Source organism: Bacillus sp. JK106 (genome assembly GCF_053663355.1).
Map to the genome: position 1 here is coordinate 167107 of NZ_JBSJQC010000001.1, position 15791 is coordinate 182897.

Sequence of the window (15791 nt, forward strand, 5' to 3'; positions counted from 1 at the left end):
ACTGTGCCGCTTTTTTTATTTTTTATTTTCTTCAGCCCGTTTGATCAGCATGTCGGTGATGATATCCATCTGTTTGCTGACGGCAATCGGGTCATACGGATAGAAGGTGTTGAAATCGTTGATAAAGACACGATTGTTTTTTACGGCATCGAGATTTTTCCAAACGGATGACTCTTTCAGACGCTCAAATGTTTTGCTTTCTCCATTCGGATTGTAATCGGTAATGAACATATAATCAGCCGCATATTGGGGAATGACCTCTTGGGAAACCTGTTTCATGGCGCCCGTTTTCATGATGTCTTTTTCGATTTTGGCCGGCGCTTTCAATCCGAGCGCGTTATAAACGGCTTGGCCGCCGCGGCCGGAATTGTCATTGAAAATCCAGATTTCGCCTTTATCTGTCGTTTCATAAAGGCCGACTGTCTCGTCTTTGCCGATCACGTTTTTGAGGCGCTTTTGATCGGCTTCGGCCTTTTTGTTGAAGTCTGCCATAAAGCTTTTGGCTTTATCCTTCGCCCCGGCAATGTCGCCGAATAGGCTGACCGTATCTTTCGTATTCTTTGCGGTGTTAAAAGGAATGACAATCGTCGGTGCGATTTTCGATAGTTTCTCGTATTGGTCATCCTTCATCAGCACGATTAAATCAGGCTTCAGCTGCATCACTTTCTCCACATTGACGGGATTGCCGATGTCCGTGGTGTTTTTCAGCTGTTTTTTGATAAACGGATTTTTGAAAGCCCATGAGCCCGCCCCGACGACATTTGCGTCAACGGACAGCAGCTCACCTGCATAAAAGTCAGTGACGATCCGTTTCGGATGTGCGGGTATGTCAATATTTCCTTTTGTTGATTCATATGTACGCATGTCTGTCTTTCCTTTGCCTGATGCCGATCCGTTGTTTTCCTTCGCGCCGCTGCAAGCGCTTAATGCGAAAACAAGCAGAAGTGCCAGGCCGATCAGCCATGATTGTTTCTTCATAATGATCCCCCTATTTCAGTGATAATGATTATCATTATTAATATAGCAGGAAGACGTCATTCCGTCTATGTTTTTTATAGAAAACCTTCCTTGATTATCCATGTTATAGTAGTAAAGGAGGAGGAATGAATGTTGATTACGAAAAGAGGGACTTGGTGGGAAGTGCTGCACAGCTGGTGGCTGCTGCTGACTTTCGCGCCGTTTGGGCTGACCGCTTTCTTGGCCTTTTTCTATATCGGCTACCGGGCCAAGAACAAAAAATGGCTGAAATACGGACTTATCTATTTTATTATTTTAGCAATTGCTTTTGTGCTGCCGAGCACGCCGGGCGTGTATATCGTGCTGCCTTTATGGGTCATCTCCATCATCCACGGGCTGAAAGTGCGGGCGGCTTATTTAATACAGCTTGATGTGTTTAAACAAAACGTCGAAGCAAGAGCGTTTGAAGCGGTAAGGCATGAGGCGGAGGAAAAATTCGGCGGAAAACCCGCTCAACGCATTGATCTGACAAAACAGAGATAAAAACAAATGACAAAGCCGGTATCTCGCGCTTTGTCATCTGCATGACCGGCCTATTGCTGGTATGAATGCTGCTGAAACGGTGTGTGATGCTGTGTTTGCGGGAATGAAGAAACATTAGCGTTTGCCATCGGTGCAGGCATGTGTCCGCTTACTTCCTGCTGAAGCTGATTGCACACATTCACGATTTGCTGGCATTTCTGAATGGCCGCTTCATGCCCCTGCAGCGCTTGCTGAATGGTATGAACGGCATGCTGTTCATGGTTAAGCATCTGCTGAAGCATTTGAATGTTTTGCTGTTCCTGCTGGAGCATTTGCTTGTACTGCTGACTGCTTTGCTGTGTCTGCTGAATAAGCTGCTGTGCTGTTTGGCGGCATTGCTGCAGCTGATTTCCGCTGTATTGGTTTTGATACATCATGAAGACCTCCTGAAGTGATTGATTTTACACATTTATCATGTGAAAGAATAGGAGAGGCATTCATGCAAGAAAAGGATTCAAATATTTACCTGTTATGTACAGAGCGGAATACAAGGCTCGGGATGGCCTGTCGAGCTTTGTATTCCGGCCCTTTTTCTCAGAAGCCGCCTTCTGTAGCGTGAAAAGGAATATTGAGTCTGTTTTCGACTGCGCGCAGGCGCTGATTCAAACGGTTTAAGCGGCGGGTATGGATTTCAATGGACTGGCTCAGCCGTCTGATCTGCTCATTCATACGCGTGATTTCCCGGTTTTGGCGCTGGTCTTCTTGTGAGAGGCGGGTGAGCTCTCTCGTTTGCTGGGCGTTTTGTCTTTCAAGCTGGGCGACTCTCCGTTCTAAAGCCGTCGGCTGCCGCTCTTCAGACTGAGGGGGCGCATAATAATAGCTTTCCTGCTGCTGATACGGCTCATACTCAACGGGGCTCACTTCGTATTCCTGCTGCTGAGGGAAATAGGCAGATGGGGTGTAGTACTGATATGGGTTCATTCATCATTCTCCTTATCTAGTGAAGTCTTTATACACTATGTAGTCAATTGCACAGTGCCACGGCATCCGCCTAACTTACAGGCGTAAAAAAAGCTTCAAAAGAAGGTGATCATGTTGCGGAACATACGGATTTTCATCATGACGGTTCTTGTTATTGGATGCGTCATGATAACAGGCTGCTCGCAAAAGAAAGCAGACGAACCCCCTTTTTATTACGGGACATGGGATGCGGGGCTGAAACCGGGCCCGATGGACGGGGTCAGATCTGAAACCGTTACGTTTACGAAAGACAGCGTGCTGACAAAGCAGGTCATTAAAGGCCGCGGCGAGGTTCCCATGCCCTCAGATGTTTACAAGGTGATCTCACAAAACACGGACGGAACGATCGAGATTGAATACCTCGGACATCCGCACCCCGTCAAAAGCACGTTGAAAAGAGGAAAAAACGATACGCTCATTTGGAAGATATACGGAGAAACAAAAACAATGACAAGAATAAAAACCGGCGGGGAGGATGCACATGAGAAATAAGGCTGCCGACAGACTCGTTTTGACGGGTGTCATCGTACATATCATTCAATGGTTTTCACTGTTATGGTTATTTTTTATGCTTTTTGATCAGTTCGGGCGTTTTACCATTTATAATCCCAATGTCGTCAACGGCAGCATGCAGTCTTTTTCATTCTTTGATATGATGCGCGCTCTTCTGTTTTCCGGCACGCTGCGGAATACGCTCCTGCTGTTTCTGTTTGCGGCGATGCTCATTTACTTATGGGTGAACGCTCTGTTTATCCTGCTGGAAATCGTTTCTTATATCATGATCAGGCGGAACAGCCGTTCATTATGGGCATACTTTCCCGCAGCGATGGGAATAAAGCTTGCCCTTCTGGACATAGCGGCCGTCCCTTTCTTTGCGGCGGGGCTGATGCTCTTGAAGCAGAAAACAGATGACGGCGGCGAACAAGCTGACAAGGGGAAAAGACGGCCCCGCATCCGGAGGCAGGCCCGGTATACGAAGAGAAGGCGGAGAAACTTGTCCGTTTGATTTTTCATTGAAACGAAAAAACGATATGATGAAAGCATAAGCAGAAAAGGATACAAAGGAGATGCAGGATGTACAAGTTAATCGCAATAGATATGGACGGAACACTATTAAACGATCATCATGAAGTGACGGCTGAAGTCCGCGGGGCGCTTGATGCCGCCAAAGCGGAAGGGGTCAATATCGTCCTGTGCACGGGACGGCCGATCGGCGGCGTGCGTCGGTATTTGGAAGAGCTGAATTTACAGGAAGAAGGCGACTTTGTGATTGCCTATAACGGCGCACTCGTCCAAAATACGTATACAAACGGTGTCGTGGCCGAGCAGTCATTAGGCTTTGAAGATTTGGAGTCGCTTTACGAGCTGAGCTTACAGCTGGATACCCCGATGCATTACTTTGACACAGCCAATCTGTACACGCCGAACCGGGATATCAGTGAATACACGGTATACGAATCATACATTACGAAAGTGCCGCTTCATTTCCGCACGATCGATGAAGTGCCGAAGGATATTCTGATTCCGAAAGTCATGTTCATTGATGATCCGGACAAGCTGGAGAAAGCGATCGCTTCCATTCCGGAATCATTCAGGGAAACATACACAATGGTCAAAAGCGCGCCATTCTTCCATGAGATTCTTCATCCGAAAGTCAGTAAAGGAAACGCGGTCAAGCTGCTGGCCGAAAAACTCGGCATTGAACAGAAAGACGTCATGGCAATCGGCGATAACGGCAACGACATGTCCATGATTCAGTGGGCCGGCTGCGGTGTGGCAATGGCCAATGCCATCCCGGAAGTAAGGGAGATTGCTGATTTTGAAACGAAATCAAATAACGAACACGGCGTGGCGCATGCGATTCAGGAGCTTGTGCTGAAAAAATAGGCACCCCATCAGAGGGTGCTTTTTTACCGCGTGTTTTGGTGATATGATAAGCGGAGAGGGGAGGCGCGACATGGATCGTGAAAAACAGCAGCTCAGCATAGAAGCGGCAAAACTATATTATCAATCAGATTACAGCCAGCAGCAGATCGCCGAACGGCTTAATCTGTCACGCCCCACCGTTTCAAGGCTGCTTCAGTACGCAAAGGAAAAAGGGTATGTGCAAATTCGCGTCATGGATCCGTTTGAGGATCTGGACGAACTCGGCGCAAAGCTGGAAGAAAAATACGGGCTGCTTGAGGCGCACGTCGTCTTTTCTCCAAGCGACGATTACCAGGCCATTACACATTACTTAAGCCGCTATGGCGCAGACTATATGCATAAAACCGTAAAGGACGGCGATATACTCGGCGTAAGCTGGGGGACGACAATGTATCAGATCGCAAGCCGCATGGAGCCGAAGCAGGTAAAGAGCGTTGAAGTCGTGCAGCTGAAAGGCGGCATCAGTCATTCCAATGTCAATACGTATTCGTCAGAAACGATTCAGCTGTTCGCCGAAGCATTTCAGACCATGCCGAGGTATTTGCCGCTGCCGGTTATATTTGACAGCGCTGATGTGAAGCAGATGGTCGAGCGGGACAGGCATATTAAGCGGATCATTGAAATGGGCAGACAAGCCAATATCGCCCTGTTTACGGTCGGAACCGTCCGGGATGAGGCGCTGCTTTTCAGACTCGGCTATTTCCGGGAAGAAGAGAAACAATTGCTGAAAGCACGCGGAGTCGGCGATATTTGTTCGCGCTTTTTTGACGAGGAAGGCAGGATTTGCAGCAGCAGCATTAACGGCAGGACGATCGGAGTCGAGCTCAGCGACTTGAAAATGAAAGAGCGTTCGATTCTGGTGGCGGGCGGCAGCAGAAAATGCAAGGCCATTCACGGTGCCCTGAAAGGAAAGTACGCCAACGTTTTGATTACCGATCAGCATACGGCCAAAAAACTCATTCAAGAATTGTGACAATTCATGAACATAATTTCAATTACCAATTTACATATGTTCAAAATTCGGTTATTCTAAACGTATCCTAGGAAAAAGGAAGTGCATACAATGTCAATTGCAAGTCAAATAGACCATACTGCTTTGAAACCGCATACACAAAAAGCGGATATTTTACAACTGATAAAAGAAGCAAAAGAATATAAATTCGCTTCCGTTTGTGTGAACCCGACTTGGGTCAAACTCGCAGCGGAGGAACTGAAGGGCACCGGAGTTGACGTTTGCACCGTTATCGGATTTCCTCTCGGCGCAACGACATCGGAAACAAAAGCATTTGAAACGAAGGATGCCATCTCAAAAGGAGCCACTGAGGTGGACATGGTCATCAATATCGGCGCATTAAAAGACGGCGATGATGAAGCGGTTGAAGCTGATATCCGCGCGGTAGTTGAAGCAGCTGATAAAAAAGCGCTCGTCAAAGTGATCATCGAAACATGCCTTTTGACAGATGAAGAAAAAGAGCGCGCGTGCCGCTTGGCGGTATCCGCAGGCGCCGATTTCGTCAAAACGTCTACCGGTTTTTCTACAGGCGGGGCAACGGCTGAAGATATCGCTCTCATGAGAAAAACAGTCGGACCGGACATCGGGGTCAAAGCATCAGGCGGCATCAGAACAAAAGCTGATGTTGACAGCATGATCGCTGCGGGCGCGAGCCGGATCGGCGCAAGTGCGGGCGTCTCTATCGTGAGCGGCGGAGACAGCGGCAGCAGCGACTATTAATCAGCAGTGCGGAAGCCGAAAGCTTCCGCCATCCTCTTTCTTTGTTGATGCATAAAAAATTGTAAGCGAATACAAATAAAAGGAGAACACATATGAAGTATCTCATCGGAATTATCGGAATCATTGTGTTTTTAGGTCTTGCCTGGCTTGCCAGCAACGGCAAAAAAAGAATCAGAATCCGGCCGATCGCCGTCATGCTCGTGCTGCAGCTGATTCTCGGTTATATTCTCCTCAACACCGGTATCGGGAATTTTCTTGTCGGCGGTTTTGCAAAAGGATTTAACTACTTGCTGGAATATGCATCAGAAGGGATTAACTTTGTATTCGGCGGGCTTGTGAATGCGAAACAGACGACGTTCTTCATGAGCGTGCTTCTGCCGATCGTCTTTATATCCGCTTTAATCGGAATTCTGCAGCATTGGAAGGTCCTCCCCTTTATCACGAAGTATATCGGACTTGCGTTAAGCAAGGTGAACGGAATGGGGAAAATCGAATCTTACAACGCTGTCGCATCCGCGATTTTAGGGCAATCAGAAGTCTTTATCAGTTTGAAAAAACAGCTCGGTTATCTTACTGAACAGCGCTTATACACGCTTTGCGCGTCCGCAATGTCGACGGTCTCAATGTCGATCGTCGGTTCTTACATGATGATGCTGAAGCCTGAATACGTCGTGACGGCGCTTGTGCTGAACTTATTCGGCGGATTTATCATCGCTTCTATCATCAACCCGTACACCGTCAGCAAAGAAGAGGATTTGATCGTCGTTCCTGAAGAAGAAAAGCAATCCTTTTTTGAAGTGCTCGGTGAGTATATAATGGATGGATTCAGAGTCGCCGTTGTCGTAGCGGCGATGCTGATCGGATTTGTCGCACTCATTGCCCTGGTCAACGGCGTTTTTAACGCGGTCTTCGGCATTACATTCCAGGCGCTGCTCGGATATGTATTCGCGCCGTTTGCGTTTTTAACCGGTATTCCGTGGAATGAAGCGGTGAGCGCCGGAAGCATTATGGCGACGAAAATGGTATCGAATGAATTTGTGGCGATGCAGACGCTCTCATCCGGCGATTTCCATTTCAGCGCGCATACACAGGCAGTGGTATCTGTATTCCTTGTCTCATTCGCGAATTTCTCCTCTATCGGAATCATTACCGGTGCGGTGAAAGGGCTGCATGAAAAACAAGGAAACGTCGTCGCGCGGTTCGGGCTGAAGCTGCTGTACGGCGCAACGCTCGTCAGCTTCCTGACAGCAGCGATCGTCGGATTGATTCACTGAACATAAATGAAGGACAGGTGATAGATCATGAGAATGGTAGATCTTATTGTAAAAAAACAAAATGGAAAAGAACTGACAACAGAAGAAATTCAATTTTTCGTAAAAGGATATACGGACGGAAGCATCCCTGATTACCAGGCAAGCGCCCTTGCTATGGCGATTTACTTTCAGGATATGACGGATCAGGAGCGCGCCGATCTGACAATGGCGATGGTCAATTCAGGGGAAACGATTGATCTCTCCGCCATTGAAGGCATTAAGGTCGACAAACACTCTACGGGCGGGGTCGGCGACACGACAACTCTCGTACTCGCTCCGCTCGTCGCGGCGCTCGGCGTTCCCGTCGCTAAAATGTCCGGCCGGGGCCTTGGCCATACGGGGGGAACCATTGATAAGCTGGAAGCGATCGAAGGCTTCCACGTGGAATTGTCAAAAGATGAATTCATCAAGCTTGTGAACCGCGACAAGGTAGCCGTCATCGGACAAAGCGGGAACTTGACGCCTGCTGATAAAAAGCTGTATGCGTTGCGTGATGTAACGGGTACGGTGAATTCCATCCCGCTGATCGCAAGCTCAATTATGAGTAAAAAAATCGCCGCCGGAGCAGATGCCATCGTGCTTGACGTCAAAACGGGAGCCGGCGCGTTTATGAAAACGGATGAAGACGCCGTGAACCTCGCCAAAGCAATGGTCCGCATCGGAAACAACGTCGGCCGCCAGACGATGGCCGTGATTTCTGACATGTCGCAGCCGCTCGGTTTTGCGATCGGGAATGCCCTGGAAGTACAAGAAGCCATTGATACATTAAGAGGGGAAGGCCCTGAAGACTTAAACGAACTCGTCCTCACGCTCGGCAGCCAAATGGTCGTATTGGCGAAAAAAGCTGAGACATTGGAAGAAGCGAGAACGAAGCTTCAGGAAGTCATGAAAAACGGCAAAGCGCTTGAAAAGTTCAAAGAGTTCCTGAGCAATCAGGGAGGAGACGCTTCCGTCGTTGACGAACCGTCCAAACTTCCGCAGGCGGCGTACAAAATTGACGTTCCGGCAAAAGAAGCGGGTGTCGTTTCAGAAATCGTCGCTGACGAAATCGGTGTCGCAGCGATGCTGTTAGGCGCGGGACGTGCGACAAAAGAGGACGAAATCGACCTTGCCGTCGGTATTATGCTCCGCAAAAAAGTCGGTGACAACGTCGAAAAAGGCGAGCCGCTCGTCACCCTTTACGCCAACCGCGAAAACGTTGACGACGTGACCGCCAAAGTCTATGACAACATCCGTATCTCAAAAAAAGCGGCAGCGCCGAAACTGATTCATACGCTGATTACGGAATAACAGAAGAAAGGCACATACCTCATCAGTATGCGCCTTTTTTTTTATGGCATGGTTTTATCCAAATGAATGTCACGGACGGATTGTTTCGGCTGTTTCTTTCTCAAAAAACGAATGAGATAGCACAGGATCATACAAGGAATTCCGCAGAAGAGGGCGATTCTTTGATTGGGATCAAATGCAAGGCCTACGCATGAAGCGAAACATAAGATCACAGCGGCGATCGGAACGAGAGGGTATAACGGTGTGCGGAAGGTCAGATCCGCGACGCGTCCGCCGTTTTTTACATAATGTTTTCGAAATAACAGCTGAGACAGGGCGATGCTCATCCACACCACGACGCCGGCAAATCCGGCTATTGCCACGAGCACTACGTAGACCGTGCCCGGGGCGGCGATGCTTGAGATCAAGGATATGCAGGAAACGGCCATGCTGGCGAGCAGAGCATTCAGCGGAATGCCTTTCGGCGTGACTTTTTTGAACCGGGCGCTGATCATGTTTTCATTCGCAAGAGACCACAGCATCCGGGTGGAAGCATACAGTCCGGAGTTGGCGACCGAAAGCAAAGCCGTTAAAATCACGAAGTTCATGATATCTGCGGCGTATGGGATACCGATCTGGGAAAAGACCGCGACAAACGGACTTTCAATCACACCGGCTTCCTTCCAGGAGATCAGTCCGGACAGCACAAAAATGGCGCCGATAAAAAAGATGACCGTTCTCCAGGCGACATTTCGGATCGAACGCGGAATATCTTTTGCCGGATTGGCGGTTTCACCCGCTGTAATTCCGATCAGCTCCGTCCCTGAAAAGGCAAAGCTTACGGAAATCATTGCGATGAAAACCGCAAGAAAGCCGTTCGGAAACAGTCCGCCGTGTGAGGTGAAATTCGACAGCATCGGAGCTTCACCCGAACCGTGCAATGAAATCAAACCGAACATCGCGGCGCCGCCTAAGATGATAAATAAAAGGATGGTGACGATTTTGACGCTGGAAAACCAAAACTCTGTTTCTGCAAACAATTTAACGGAGAATGCATTGGCGGCAAAAAGGAGAGCCGCGAAAATCGCGCTCCACATCCAGACGCTGCTGTGGGGAAACCAGCGCTGCATGAGGATACCGGAAGCTGTAAACTCCGATCCTACCGTCACCACCCAATTCACCCAATACATGATACCGACCATAAAACCCGTGGACGGCCCGATAAACGTTGTCGCATACGTTTGAAATGAACCGGTCACAGGCATGGCTACTGACAATTCTCCGAGACACTGCATGACAAGATACATCATCAAGCCGCCGATCAGGTAAGCGGCGATCGTCCCGCCCGGCCCGGCCTGGCTCAATGTATACCCTGTGCTCAAAAACAGCCCCGTGCCGATGACCCCTCCCAATGAAATCATAAATAAGTGCCTGCTTTTCATCGTGCGCTTTAGTTGATTGCCGCCTTGATCAACATCCATCGTGATCTCCCCCTTTTTGCGTGGCATGAGAATCTTCCGGCAGCCGAGAGCACGCGTGCCGGATTTGACTTTAACGTGACAATTTAAATCCCTTCAATGCATGTAAAATGACGTGTGCGGCTGCCCTGCTTGTCATATCGCGAAAATCAAGTGTCGGATCAACCTCAACGATCTCAATACCCGAGATGTCAGCCTCCTGGGCTAAATACCTGACCGCCTGAAGCAGTTCCTCGGTATACAGGCCTCCGGGGCCGATCGCAGGACAGCCGGGCGCATGAGCTTGATCCAGCACATCCATATCAACCGAAATAAAAATGGCGTCGGCTCTTTTTTGAACGGCCGGCAAAGTGTCTTGTATCGTTCGGAGAAGCCCTTTCTCCCGGATCATCTCCATTGTATGCACGTCTGCCTGACGCTCTTTTACATATTGTTCATATGCCAAGCTGTTGCTGAACTCCCTGATTCCAAGCTGAATCAGATTTTGTCCGCTTATGATATTTTCATCTAACAGACGGCGGAACGGCGTGCCGTTTGTCGGCCCTCCGTCTTCTGTGTTGCGGACGTCGTGGTGGGCGTCGAATTGAAAGACGGCCGTTGTTCCTTTCGTTTCCGCAATGGCTTTAATGGTGGAATAACTGATGGAGTTGTCGCCGCCGAAAATGACGGGCACCCAGTCAGGCTGGTCCGTCAGAATATCATAAATGGTCCGATAAATGTGTTCGTGAGATTTGACGACATCCGTGACGTGAATCTGAATATCGCCGATATCGTACAGATGGTCAATGACATGCTCCCGCAGCTCCGCGGAATATGCGGAAATGCCGCCGAGCGCCCGGCGGATCGCACCGGGTGCAAAGCAGGCGCCGGAATGGCTGATTGACGACTTAGAAAGCGGAACGCCGATCAAAGCCGGCCCTTTGATCGTTTGTCCCGCCCACGCTTCCGTCACATCGCCGATCCTTGTCACATAGCGGTCGTTGAAGAGGGAGCCGGCTTTTTGCAGAAACGGATACTTAGCCAAGAGCGGCTCCCTCCCTTGAAACGACCGTCTTTCCGTTCTTGATGACACGGCGGACATGATTGACGCCGTAATGATACGGGATATACATGTAATTCGGCGCTTCCCAAATGACAATGTCAGCCGCCCGTCCGGCTTTGATTTGTCCGGCCTCTTCGCCTTTTCCGATCGCATACGCTGCGTTAACGGTGACAGCGTGCCAGATTTCTTCTGCGGTCATTTTTAAATGAAGCGCGGCAATTGACATAATGAGCTGGAGATTTTCCGTCGGTGAGCTGCCCGGGTTGAAGTCAGTCGCCAAACTGACCCGTACGCCCGCATCAATCATCTCCCGGGCTCTCGCATAAGTGTGTTTGCCGAGATAGAAAGTCGTGCCCGGCAGCAGGACGGCGATCGTTCCGGACTCCGCAAGCTTTTCGATGCCTTCGTCAGATGCCCCCACCAAATGATCGGCAGAAACAGCATGCAGCTCTGCCGCCAATTCCGCGCCGCCGAGCGGGTCAATCTCATCAGCATGGATTTTCAGGCCGAAACCAGCTTCAGCCGCCTTTTTCAGGTAGTCCCGTGACTGGCTGACGGTAAAGACGCCTGTTTCTGTGAAAATATCGGCAAATTGCGCAAGGCCTTTTTCTTTTATGTCAGGCAAAAGCTGCAGCATGCGATTCAGAAATTCGTCAGGGCTGTTCCGGTACTCAGGCGGAATGGCGTGTGCTCCCATAAAGGTCGTGACAAGGTCGACCGGCTGGCGCTCACCCAGTTTTTTCGCCGCGATCAGCTGTTTCAGCTCCGTGTCTTTGTCGAGTCCGTACCCGCTTTTTACTTCCGCGGTCGTGATGCCGTATGACAGCATGCGTCCGAGGTGAAAAAGCCCTTTTTCAATCAGTTCTTCTTCGGAGGCGGCTTTCGTGTCTCTGACCGTTGACAAAATACCGCCGCCTTGCGCCAGAATATCCAAATAAGACATGCCCTGAATTTTTAAATTCAGTTCTTTTTCGCGGGACCCTCCGAATACAAGATGGGTATGGGGATCGACGAGGCCGGGGGTGACGAGCCGTCCCCCGCAGTCGATAATGTCTCTTGCCTCGTATCCTTTCTCCGCTCCTTGATGTCCGGCAAAAACAATGCGCCCGTCGTGAACGCCGATGACGGCATTTTCCGTGACATGAAGATCCTGCATGCTCCCGCCGGATCGGGGGCCGCCGGATTCCATCGTCAGCAGCTGGCCGATGTTGGTGAGTATGGTATCTATTTGTTTCGGCATGTTACCGCTCCTTTTTCATCGGTATCATAATGTCTTGTTCCTCGGCGACTTGAACCGCTTTTTCATAACCTGCGTCCGCATGGCGGATGATGCCCATTCCCGGATCGCTTGTCAGAACGCGGGAAAGCCGTTGTTCCGCAAGGATGCTGCCGTCAGCGACCGCGACCATTCCCGCGTGAAGGGAATACCCCATGCCGACGCCCCCGCCGTGGTGAAAAGAAACCCAGCTTGCGCCTGAGGCCGTGTTGATCAGCGCGTTCAGCACCGCCCAATCGCCGACCGCGTCGCTTCCGTCTTTCATCGCTTCTGTTTCCCGATTCGGAGAGGCGACAGATCCGCAGTCTAAATGGTCTCTTCCGATGACGATCGGGGCTTTCAGCTCGCCGTTTCTGACCAATTCATTGATGGCGAGCCCCATCTTTTCCCGTTCACCGTAGCCGAGCCAGCAAATACGGGACGGCAGGCCTTGGAACGTGACTTTTTTCTGCGTCATGTCAATCCAGCGGTGGAGGGCTTGATTTTCTGGAAACAGCTCTTTTAATAAAGCGTCCGTGCGGTATATATCTTCAGGGTCACCGGACAGCGCGGCCCAGCGGAACGGCCCTTTTCCTTCACAAAATAAAGGCCGGATGTAGGCAGGAACGAATCCCGGAAAATCAAAAGCATCGGCGAGCCCCTCATCTTTGGCAGCCTGGCGGATGTTGTTGCCGTAATCAAAGACGATAGCCCCTTTTTTCTTGAAGGCGAGCATGGCTTCCACATGCTTTTTCATACTCTGCTTGGAAAGCCTTACGTATAATTCAGGCTGATCCCGGCGCAGGCGGTCGGCCTCTTCAAGTGAGTATCCTGCCGGAATATAGCCGATCAGCGGGTCGTGAGCGGAAGTCTGATCGGTCACGATGTCAATATGGACGCCGCGGTTCAAAAGCTCATGATGCACCTCTGCCGCATTGCCGAGAAGGCCGATCGATAAAGGTTCTCCGGCTTGTCTGGCTGTTTCGGCCCAGCGCAGCGCTTCGTCAATTGATGCGGTTTTCCGGTCGCAATAGTTTGTTTCCATCCGTTTATCAATCCGTGTTTCATCCGCTTCAACGGCGATGACGACGCCATCATTCATCGTGACGGACAGCGGCTGGGAGCCTCCCATTCCGCCAAGTCCGGCCGTCAGCGTAAGGGTTCCTTTCAGACTGCCGCCGAAATGCTGTCTCGCAAGCTCCGCAAAGGTTTCATAGGTGCCTTGCAAAATACCTTGTGAACCGATATAAATCCAGCTGCCGGCGGTCATTTGCCCGTACATCATCAGTCCTTTTTTCTCGAGGTCATGGAAATGCTCCCAATCCGCCCATTTCGGCACGAGAACCGAATTAGCCAGCAGGACGCGGGGCGCGCGGCTGTGCGTGCGGAACAGTCCGACCGGTTTTCCGGATTGGATCAGCAGTGTTTCATCATCTTTTAACGTTTTGAGGGAGCGCTCAATCGCGTGAAAAGCATCCCAGTTTCGCGCGGCCTTGCCTATGCCGCCGTATACGATCAGATCCTCCGGCTTTTCGGCAACCTCCGGGTCAAGGTTGTTTCGGAGCATGCGGAGCACGGCTTCCTGCTCCCATCCTAAGCATTCAAGTTCGGTGCCGCGGCCGGCGCGGATTGATTTCTTTACATCAGTCATCTTGTAAGTCCCCCTTCATTGGTCATCAGTTTTTGGTGGTGCTCATTCGGCAGAAAAGACTCCTTTTTCAGCCAGTCACTCAGATGTTCGATGTCATAAGAAAACACGCGGTCTTCTTGTATGGACGGCACGATGTTTCTCATTTCGAGATAGAGCTGTTTTGTGTACGAGGCGCAATGTTCCGCACCCCGGTATTCCACAGCCTGCAGCGCGCAAATGGCTTCAACGGCAAGCACCCGTCTCGTATTCGCGATGATCTGGTAGGCGTGCCTTGAGGCGATGGTTCCCATGCTGACGTGATCCTCCTGGTTTGCCGATGAAGGAATGGAATCGACACTGGCGGGATGGGCCAGGGTTTTATTTTCTGACACGAGGGAGGCCGCCGCATATTGCATGATCATCGCTCCGGATTGTAAGCCGGGCTGAGGGCTCAGAAAGGGCGGCAGGTCATTCAGCTGCGGATTCACAAGCCGTTCAATACGGCGTTCAGAAATATTCGCAAGCTCGGCCGCCGCTACTTTGAGAAAATCCATGGCAAAGGCGATCGGCTGTCCGTGAAAGTTTCCGCCTGAGATGATTTTGGCGCCGTCTTCGAAAATGAGCGGGTTATCTGTCGCGGCATTCATCTCAATTTCTAATTTTTCTTTTACATACGCTAATGTCTGCCATGATGCGCCGTGGACCTGAGGGATACAGCGGATCGAATAGGCGTCCTGGACACGCAGCTCCCCTTGGATGGTCGTCAGCTTGCTGTCTGACAAGTAATAGCGGATTCGCTCTGCGACATCCATCTGTTCCTGATATCCGCGGGCGGCATGAATGTCCTCGTCGAACGCATCGATAATGCCCTGAAGGCCTTCGATCGTTAAGCTCGCGATCCGTTCCGACTGATAGGCCAGCTTTTCGGCCTCGAGATAAGCGATCAGCCCCATCGCGGTCATGGCCTGCGTTCCGTTGATCAGCGCGAGCCCTTCTTTAGAGGTCAGGACGGCCGGCTGAAGGTTTGTCTTTTCTAAAGCATGAGCTGCCGGCATCCGGGCCCCTTCGTAAAAGACTTCGCCTTGCCCGATAAGCGCCAGTGCAAGATGAGAAAGCGGCGCCAAATCTCCGCTCGCCCCCAGTGACCCTTGCTGCGGGATGACCGGGTGAATGCGATGATTGAGATACGCGAGCAGTTGATCAATCAGCTCAGTCCGCACGCCGGAAAAGCCTTTCAGCAGGGCATTGGCGCGCAAAAGCAGCATGGCCCGCGATACAGATTCCGGAAACGGATCACCGACGCCGCACGCGTGAGAAAGAATCAGATTCAGCTGCAGATCCGCGGCGTCTTCTTTTTGAATCAGCACATCGCTGAACTTGCCGAACCCCGTCGTAATCCCGTAAATGGTCTTCTCTTCTTGAACGATCCGTTCAACCGCCGCCCTGCTTTTTTTCACACGTTCCATGCTTTCGGCAGATGCCTGAACCTCTTCAAAATCAAACAGCACACGCTGGGCATCTGCGGTTGTCAGTGAGGAACCGTCTAACGTTACCATCATTTCAACCCCTTTTTCTTTACTTTGGTAAAGCGCCCATACAAAAAGGAGCTATGCCATGAAAATGATGTTTCATGCATAGCCCCCTATC

Annotated in this window: 16 protein-coding genes; 8 read left to right on the plus strand and 8 right to left on the minus strand. The window is 50.5% G+C overall.

Features of this window, described 5'->3' with window-relative positions:
* Positions 1-15: 15 nt before the first annotated feature.
* Entirely contained in the window at positions 16-978 is a 963-nt protein-coding gene (locus ACWJJS_RS00865) for an iron-hydroxamate ABC transporter substrate-binding protein (RefSeq protein WP_004393259.1), read from the minus strand.
* 129 nt (positions 979-1107) lie between these two features.
* Here ACWJJS_RS00865 and ACWJJS_RS00870 point away from each other — a divergent pair, with 129 nt between their 5' ends.
* On the plus strand, positions 1108-1500 hold the full coding sequence (locus tag ACWJJS_RS00870; RefSeq protein ID WP_004393261.1) for a hypothetical protein: 393 nt from the start codon (positions 1108-1110) through the stop codon (positions 1498-1500).
* A 50-nt stretch (positions 1501-1550) separates the two neighbouring features.
* Here ACWJJS_RS00870 and ACWJJS_RS00875 read toward each other — a convergent pair whose 3' ends face one another.
* Together ACWJJS_RS00875 and ACWJJS_RS00880 are read right to left on the minus strand one after the other, a co-directional pair.
* A complete protein-coding gene (locus ACWJJS_RS00875; RefSeq protein WP_007407823.1) occupies positions 1551-1913 on the minus strand; it encodes a hypothetical protein in 363 nt (120 codons plus the stop codon).
* Between the two features lie 160 nt (positions 1914-2073).
* A complete protein-coding gene (locus ACWJJS_RS00880; protein ID WP_004393267.1) occupies positions 2074-2460 on the minus strand; it encodes a hypothetical protein in 387 nt (128 codons plus the stop codon).
* A gap of 111 nt (positions 2461-2571) precedes the next feature.
* Between ACWJJS_RS00880 and ACWJJS_RS00885 the strand changes: the two genes are divergently transcribed.
* The 7 genes from ACWJJS_RS00885 to ACWJJS_RS00915 all read left to right on the plus strand — a co-directional run bounded on the left by ACWJJS_RS00885 (position 2572) and on the right by ACWJJS_RS00915 (position 8760).
* Positions 2572-2991: a lipocalin family protein gene (locus ACWJJS_RS00885; protein WP_060673806.1), complete on the plus strand. Its 420-nt coding sequence runs from the start codon at positions 2572-2574 to the stop codon at positions 2989-2991.
* Positions 2981-3505, plus strand: coding sequence for a hypothetical protein (locus ACWJJS_RS00890; protein WP_014306122.1), 525 nt, complete (start codon positions 2981-2983; stop codon positions 3503-3505). Before ACWJJS_RS00885 ends, ACWJJS_RS00890 begins: the two co-directional genes overlap by 11 nt.
* 68 nt (positions 3506-3573) lie before the next feature.
* A complete protein-coding gene (yidA, locus tag ACWJJS_RS00895; RefSeq protein WP_071392479.1) occupies positions 3574-4386 on the plus strand; it encodes a sugar-phosphatase in 813 nt (270 codons plus the stop codon).
* Between the two features lie 70 nt (positions 4387-4456).
* Entirely contained in the window at positions 4457-5398 is a 942-nt protein-coding gene (locus ACWJJS_RS00900; protein ID WP_004393275.1) for a sugar-binding transcriptional regulator, read from the plus strand.
* Positions 5399-5488: 90 nt separating this feature from the next.
* Entirely contained in the window at positions 5489-6157 is a 669-nt protein-coding gene (gene deoC, locus ACWJJS_RS00905) for a deoxyribose-phosphate aldolase (protein WP_004393277.1), read from the plus strand.
* Positions 6158-6249: 92 nt separating this feature from the next.
* Positions 6250-7431 carry a NupC/NupG family nucleoside CNT transporter gene (locus ACWJJS_RS00910; protein WP_004393280.1) on the plus strand — a complete coding sequence of 394 codons (1182 nt, stop codon included), beginning with the start codon at positions 6250-6252 and terminating at the stop codon, positions 7429-7431.
* Positions 7432-7458: 27 nt separating this feature from the next.
* On the plus strand, positions 7459-8760 hold the full coding sequence (locus tag ACWJJS_RS00915) for a pyrimidine-nucleoside phosphorylase (RefSeq protein ID WP_278071444.1): 1302 nt from the start codon (positions 7459-7461) through the stop codon (positions 8758-8760).
* Positions 8761-8801: 41 nt separating this feature from the next.
* Here the strand turns inward: ACWJJS_RS00915 and ACWJJS_RS00920 are convergent, their stop codons facing one another.
* From ACWJJS_RS00920 to hutH, 5 genes are all read right to left on the minus strand, one after another.
* Positions 8802-10220: an amino acid permease gene (locus ACWJJS_RS00920; protein WP_004393284.1), complete on the minus strand. Its 1419-nt coding sequence runs from the start codon at positions 10218-10220 to the stop codon at positions 8802-8804.
* A 70-nt stretch (positions 10221-10290) separates the two neighbouring features.
* Positions 10291-11241: a formimidoylglutamase gene (gene hutG / locus ACWJJS_RS00925; protein WP_454023232.1), complete on the minus strand. Its 951-nt coding sequence runs from the start codon at positions 11239-11241 to the stop codon at positions 10291-10293.
* The gene (hutI, locus tag ACWJJS_RS00930) at positions 11234-12499 is read right to left on the minus strand and encodes an imidazolonepropionase (protein WP_454023233.1); all 1266 of its coding nucleotides are present in this window, start codon (positions 12497-12499) and stop codon (positions 11234-11236) included. Before hutI ends, hutG begins: the two co-directional genes overlap by 8 nt.
* A 1-nt stretch (position 12500) precedes the next feature.
* The gene (gene hutU / locus ACWJJS_RS00935; protein WP_454023234.1) at positions 12501-14165 is read right to left on the minus strand and encodes a urocanate hydratase; all 1665 of its coding nucleotides are present in this window, start codon (positions 14163-14165) and stop codon (positions 12501-12503) included.
* Entirely contained in the window at positions 14162-15700 is a 1539-nt protein-coding gene (gene hutH, locus ACWJJS_RS00940) for a histidine ammonia-lyase (RefSeq protein WP_454023235.1), read from the minus strand. The genes hutU and hutH overlap by 4 nt, the downstream gene beginning before the upstream one ends.
* Positions 15701-15791 lie beyond the last annotated feature (91 nt).

Coding starts and splice junctions, on each gene's coding strand:
- ACWJJS_RS00865 (WP_004393259.1), bottom strand. CDS start 978: ATGAAGAAACAATCATGGCTGATCGGCCTGGCACTTCTGCTTGTTTTC.
- yidA (WP_071392479.1), top strand. CDS start 3,574: ATGTACAAGTTAATCGCAATAGATATGGACGGAACACTATTAAACGAT.
- ACWJJS_RS00885 (WP_060673806.1), top strand. CDS start 2,572: ATGTTGCGGAACATACGGATTTTCATCATGACGGTTCTTGTTATTGGA.
- ACWJJS_RS00910 (WP_004393280.1), top strand. CDS start 6,250: ATGAAGTATCTCATCGGAATTATCGGAATCATTGTGTTTTTAGGTCTT.
- deoC (WP_004393277.1), top strand. CDS start 5,489: ATGTCAATTGCAAGTCAAATAGACCATACTGCTTTGAAACCGCATACA.
- ACWJJS_RS00875 (WP_007407823.1), bottom strand. CDS start 1,913: ATGTATCAAAACCAATACAGCGGAAATCAGCTGCAGCAATGCCGCCAA.
- ACWJJS_RS00915 (WP_278071444.1), top strand. CDS start 7,459: ATGAGAATGGTAGATCTTATTGTAAAAAAACAAAATGGAAAAGAACTG.
- ACWJJS_RS00870 (WP_004393261.1), top strand. CDS start 1,108: ATGTTGATTACGAAAAGAGGGACTTGGTGGGAAGTGCTGCACAGCTGG.
- ACWJJS_RS00900 (WP_004393275.1), top strand. CDS start 4,457: ATGGATCGTGAAAAACAGCAGCTCAGCATAGAAGCGGCAAAACTATAT.
- ACWJJS_RS00880 (WP_004393267.1), bottom strand. CDS start 2,460: ATGAACCCATATCAGTACTACACCCCATCTGCCTATTTCCCTCAGCAG.
- ACWJJS_RS00920 (WP_004393284.1), bottom strand. CDS start 10,220: ATGGATGTTGATCAAGGCGGCAATCAACTAAAGCGCACGATGAAAAGC.
- hutH (WP_454023235.1), bottom strand. CDS start 15,700: ATGGTAACGTTAGACGGTTCCTCACTGACAACCGCAGATGCCCAGCGT.
- hutU (WP_454023234.1), bottom strand. CDS start 14,165: ATGACTGATGTAAAGAAATCAATCCGCGCCGGCCGCGGCACCGAACTT.
- ACWJJS_RS00890 (WP_014306122.1), top strand. CDS start 2,981: ATGAGAAATAAGGCTGCCGACAGACTCGTTTTGACGGGTGTCATCGTA.
- hutI (WP_454023233.1), bottom strand. CDS start 12,499: ATGCCGAAACAAATAGATACCATACTCACCAACATCGGCCAGCTGCTG.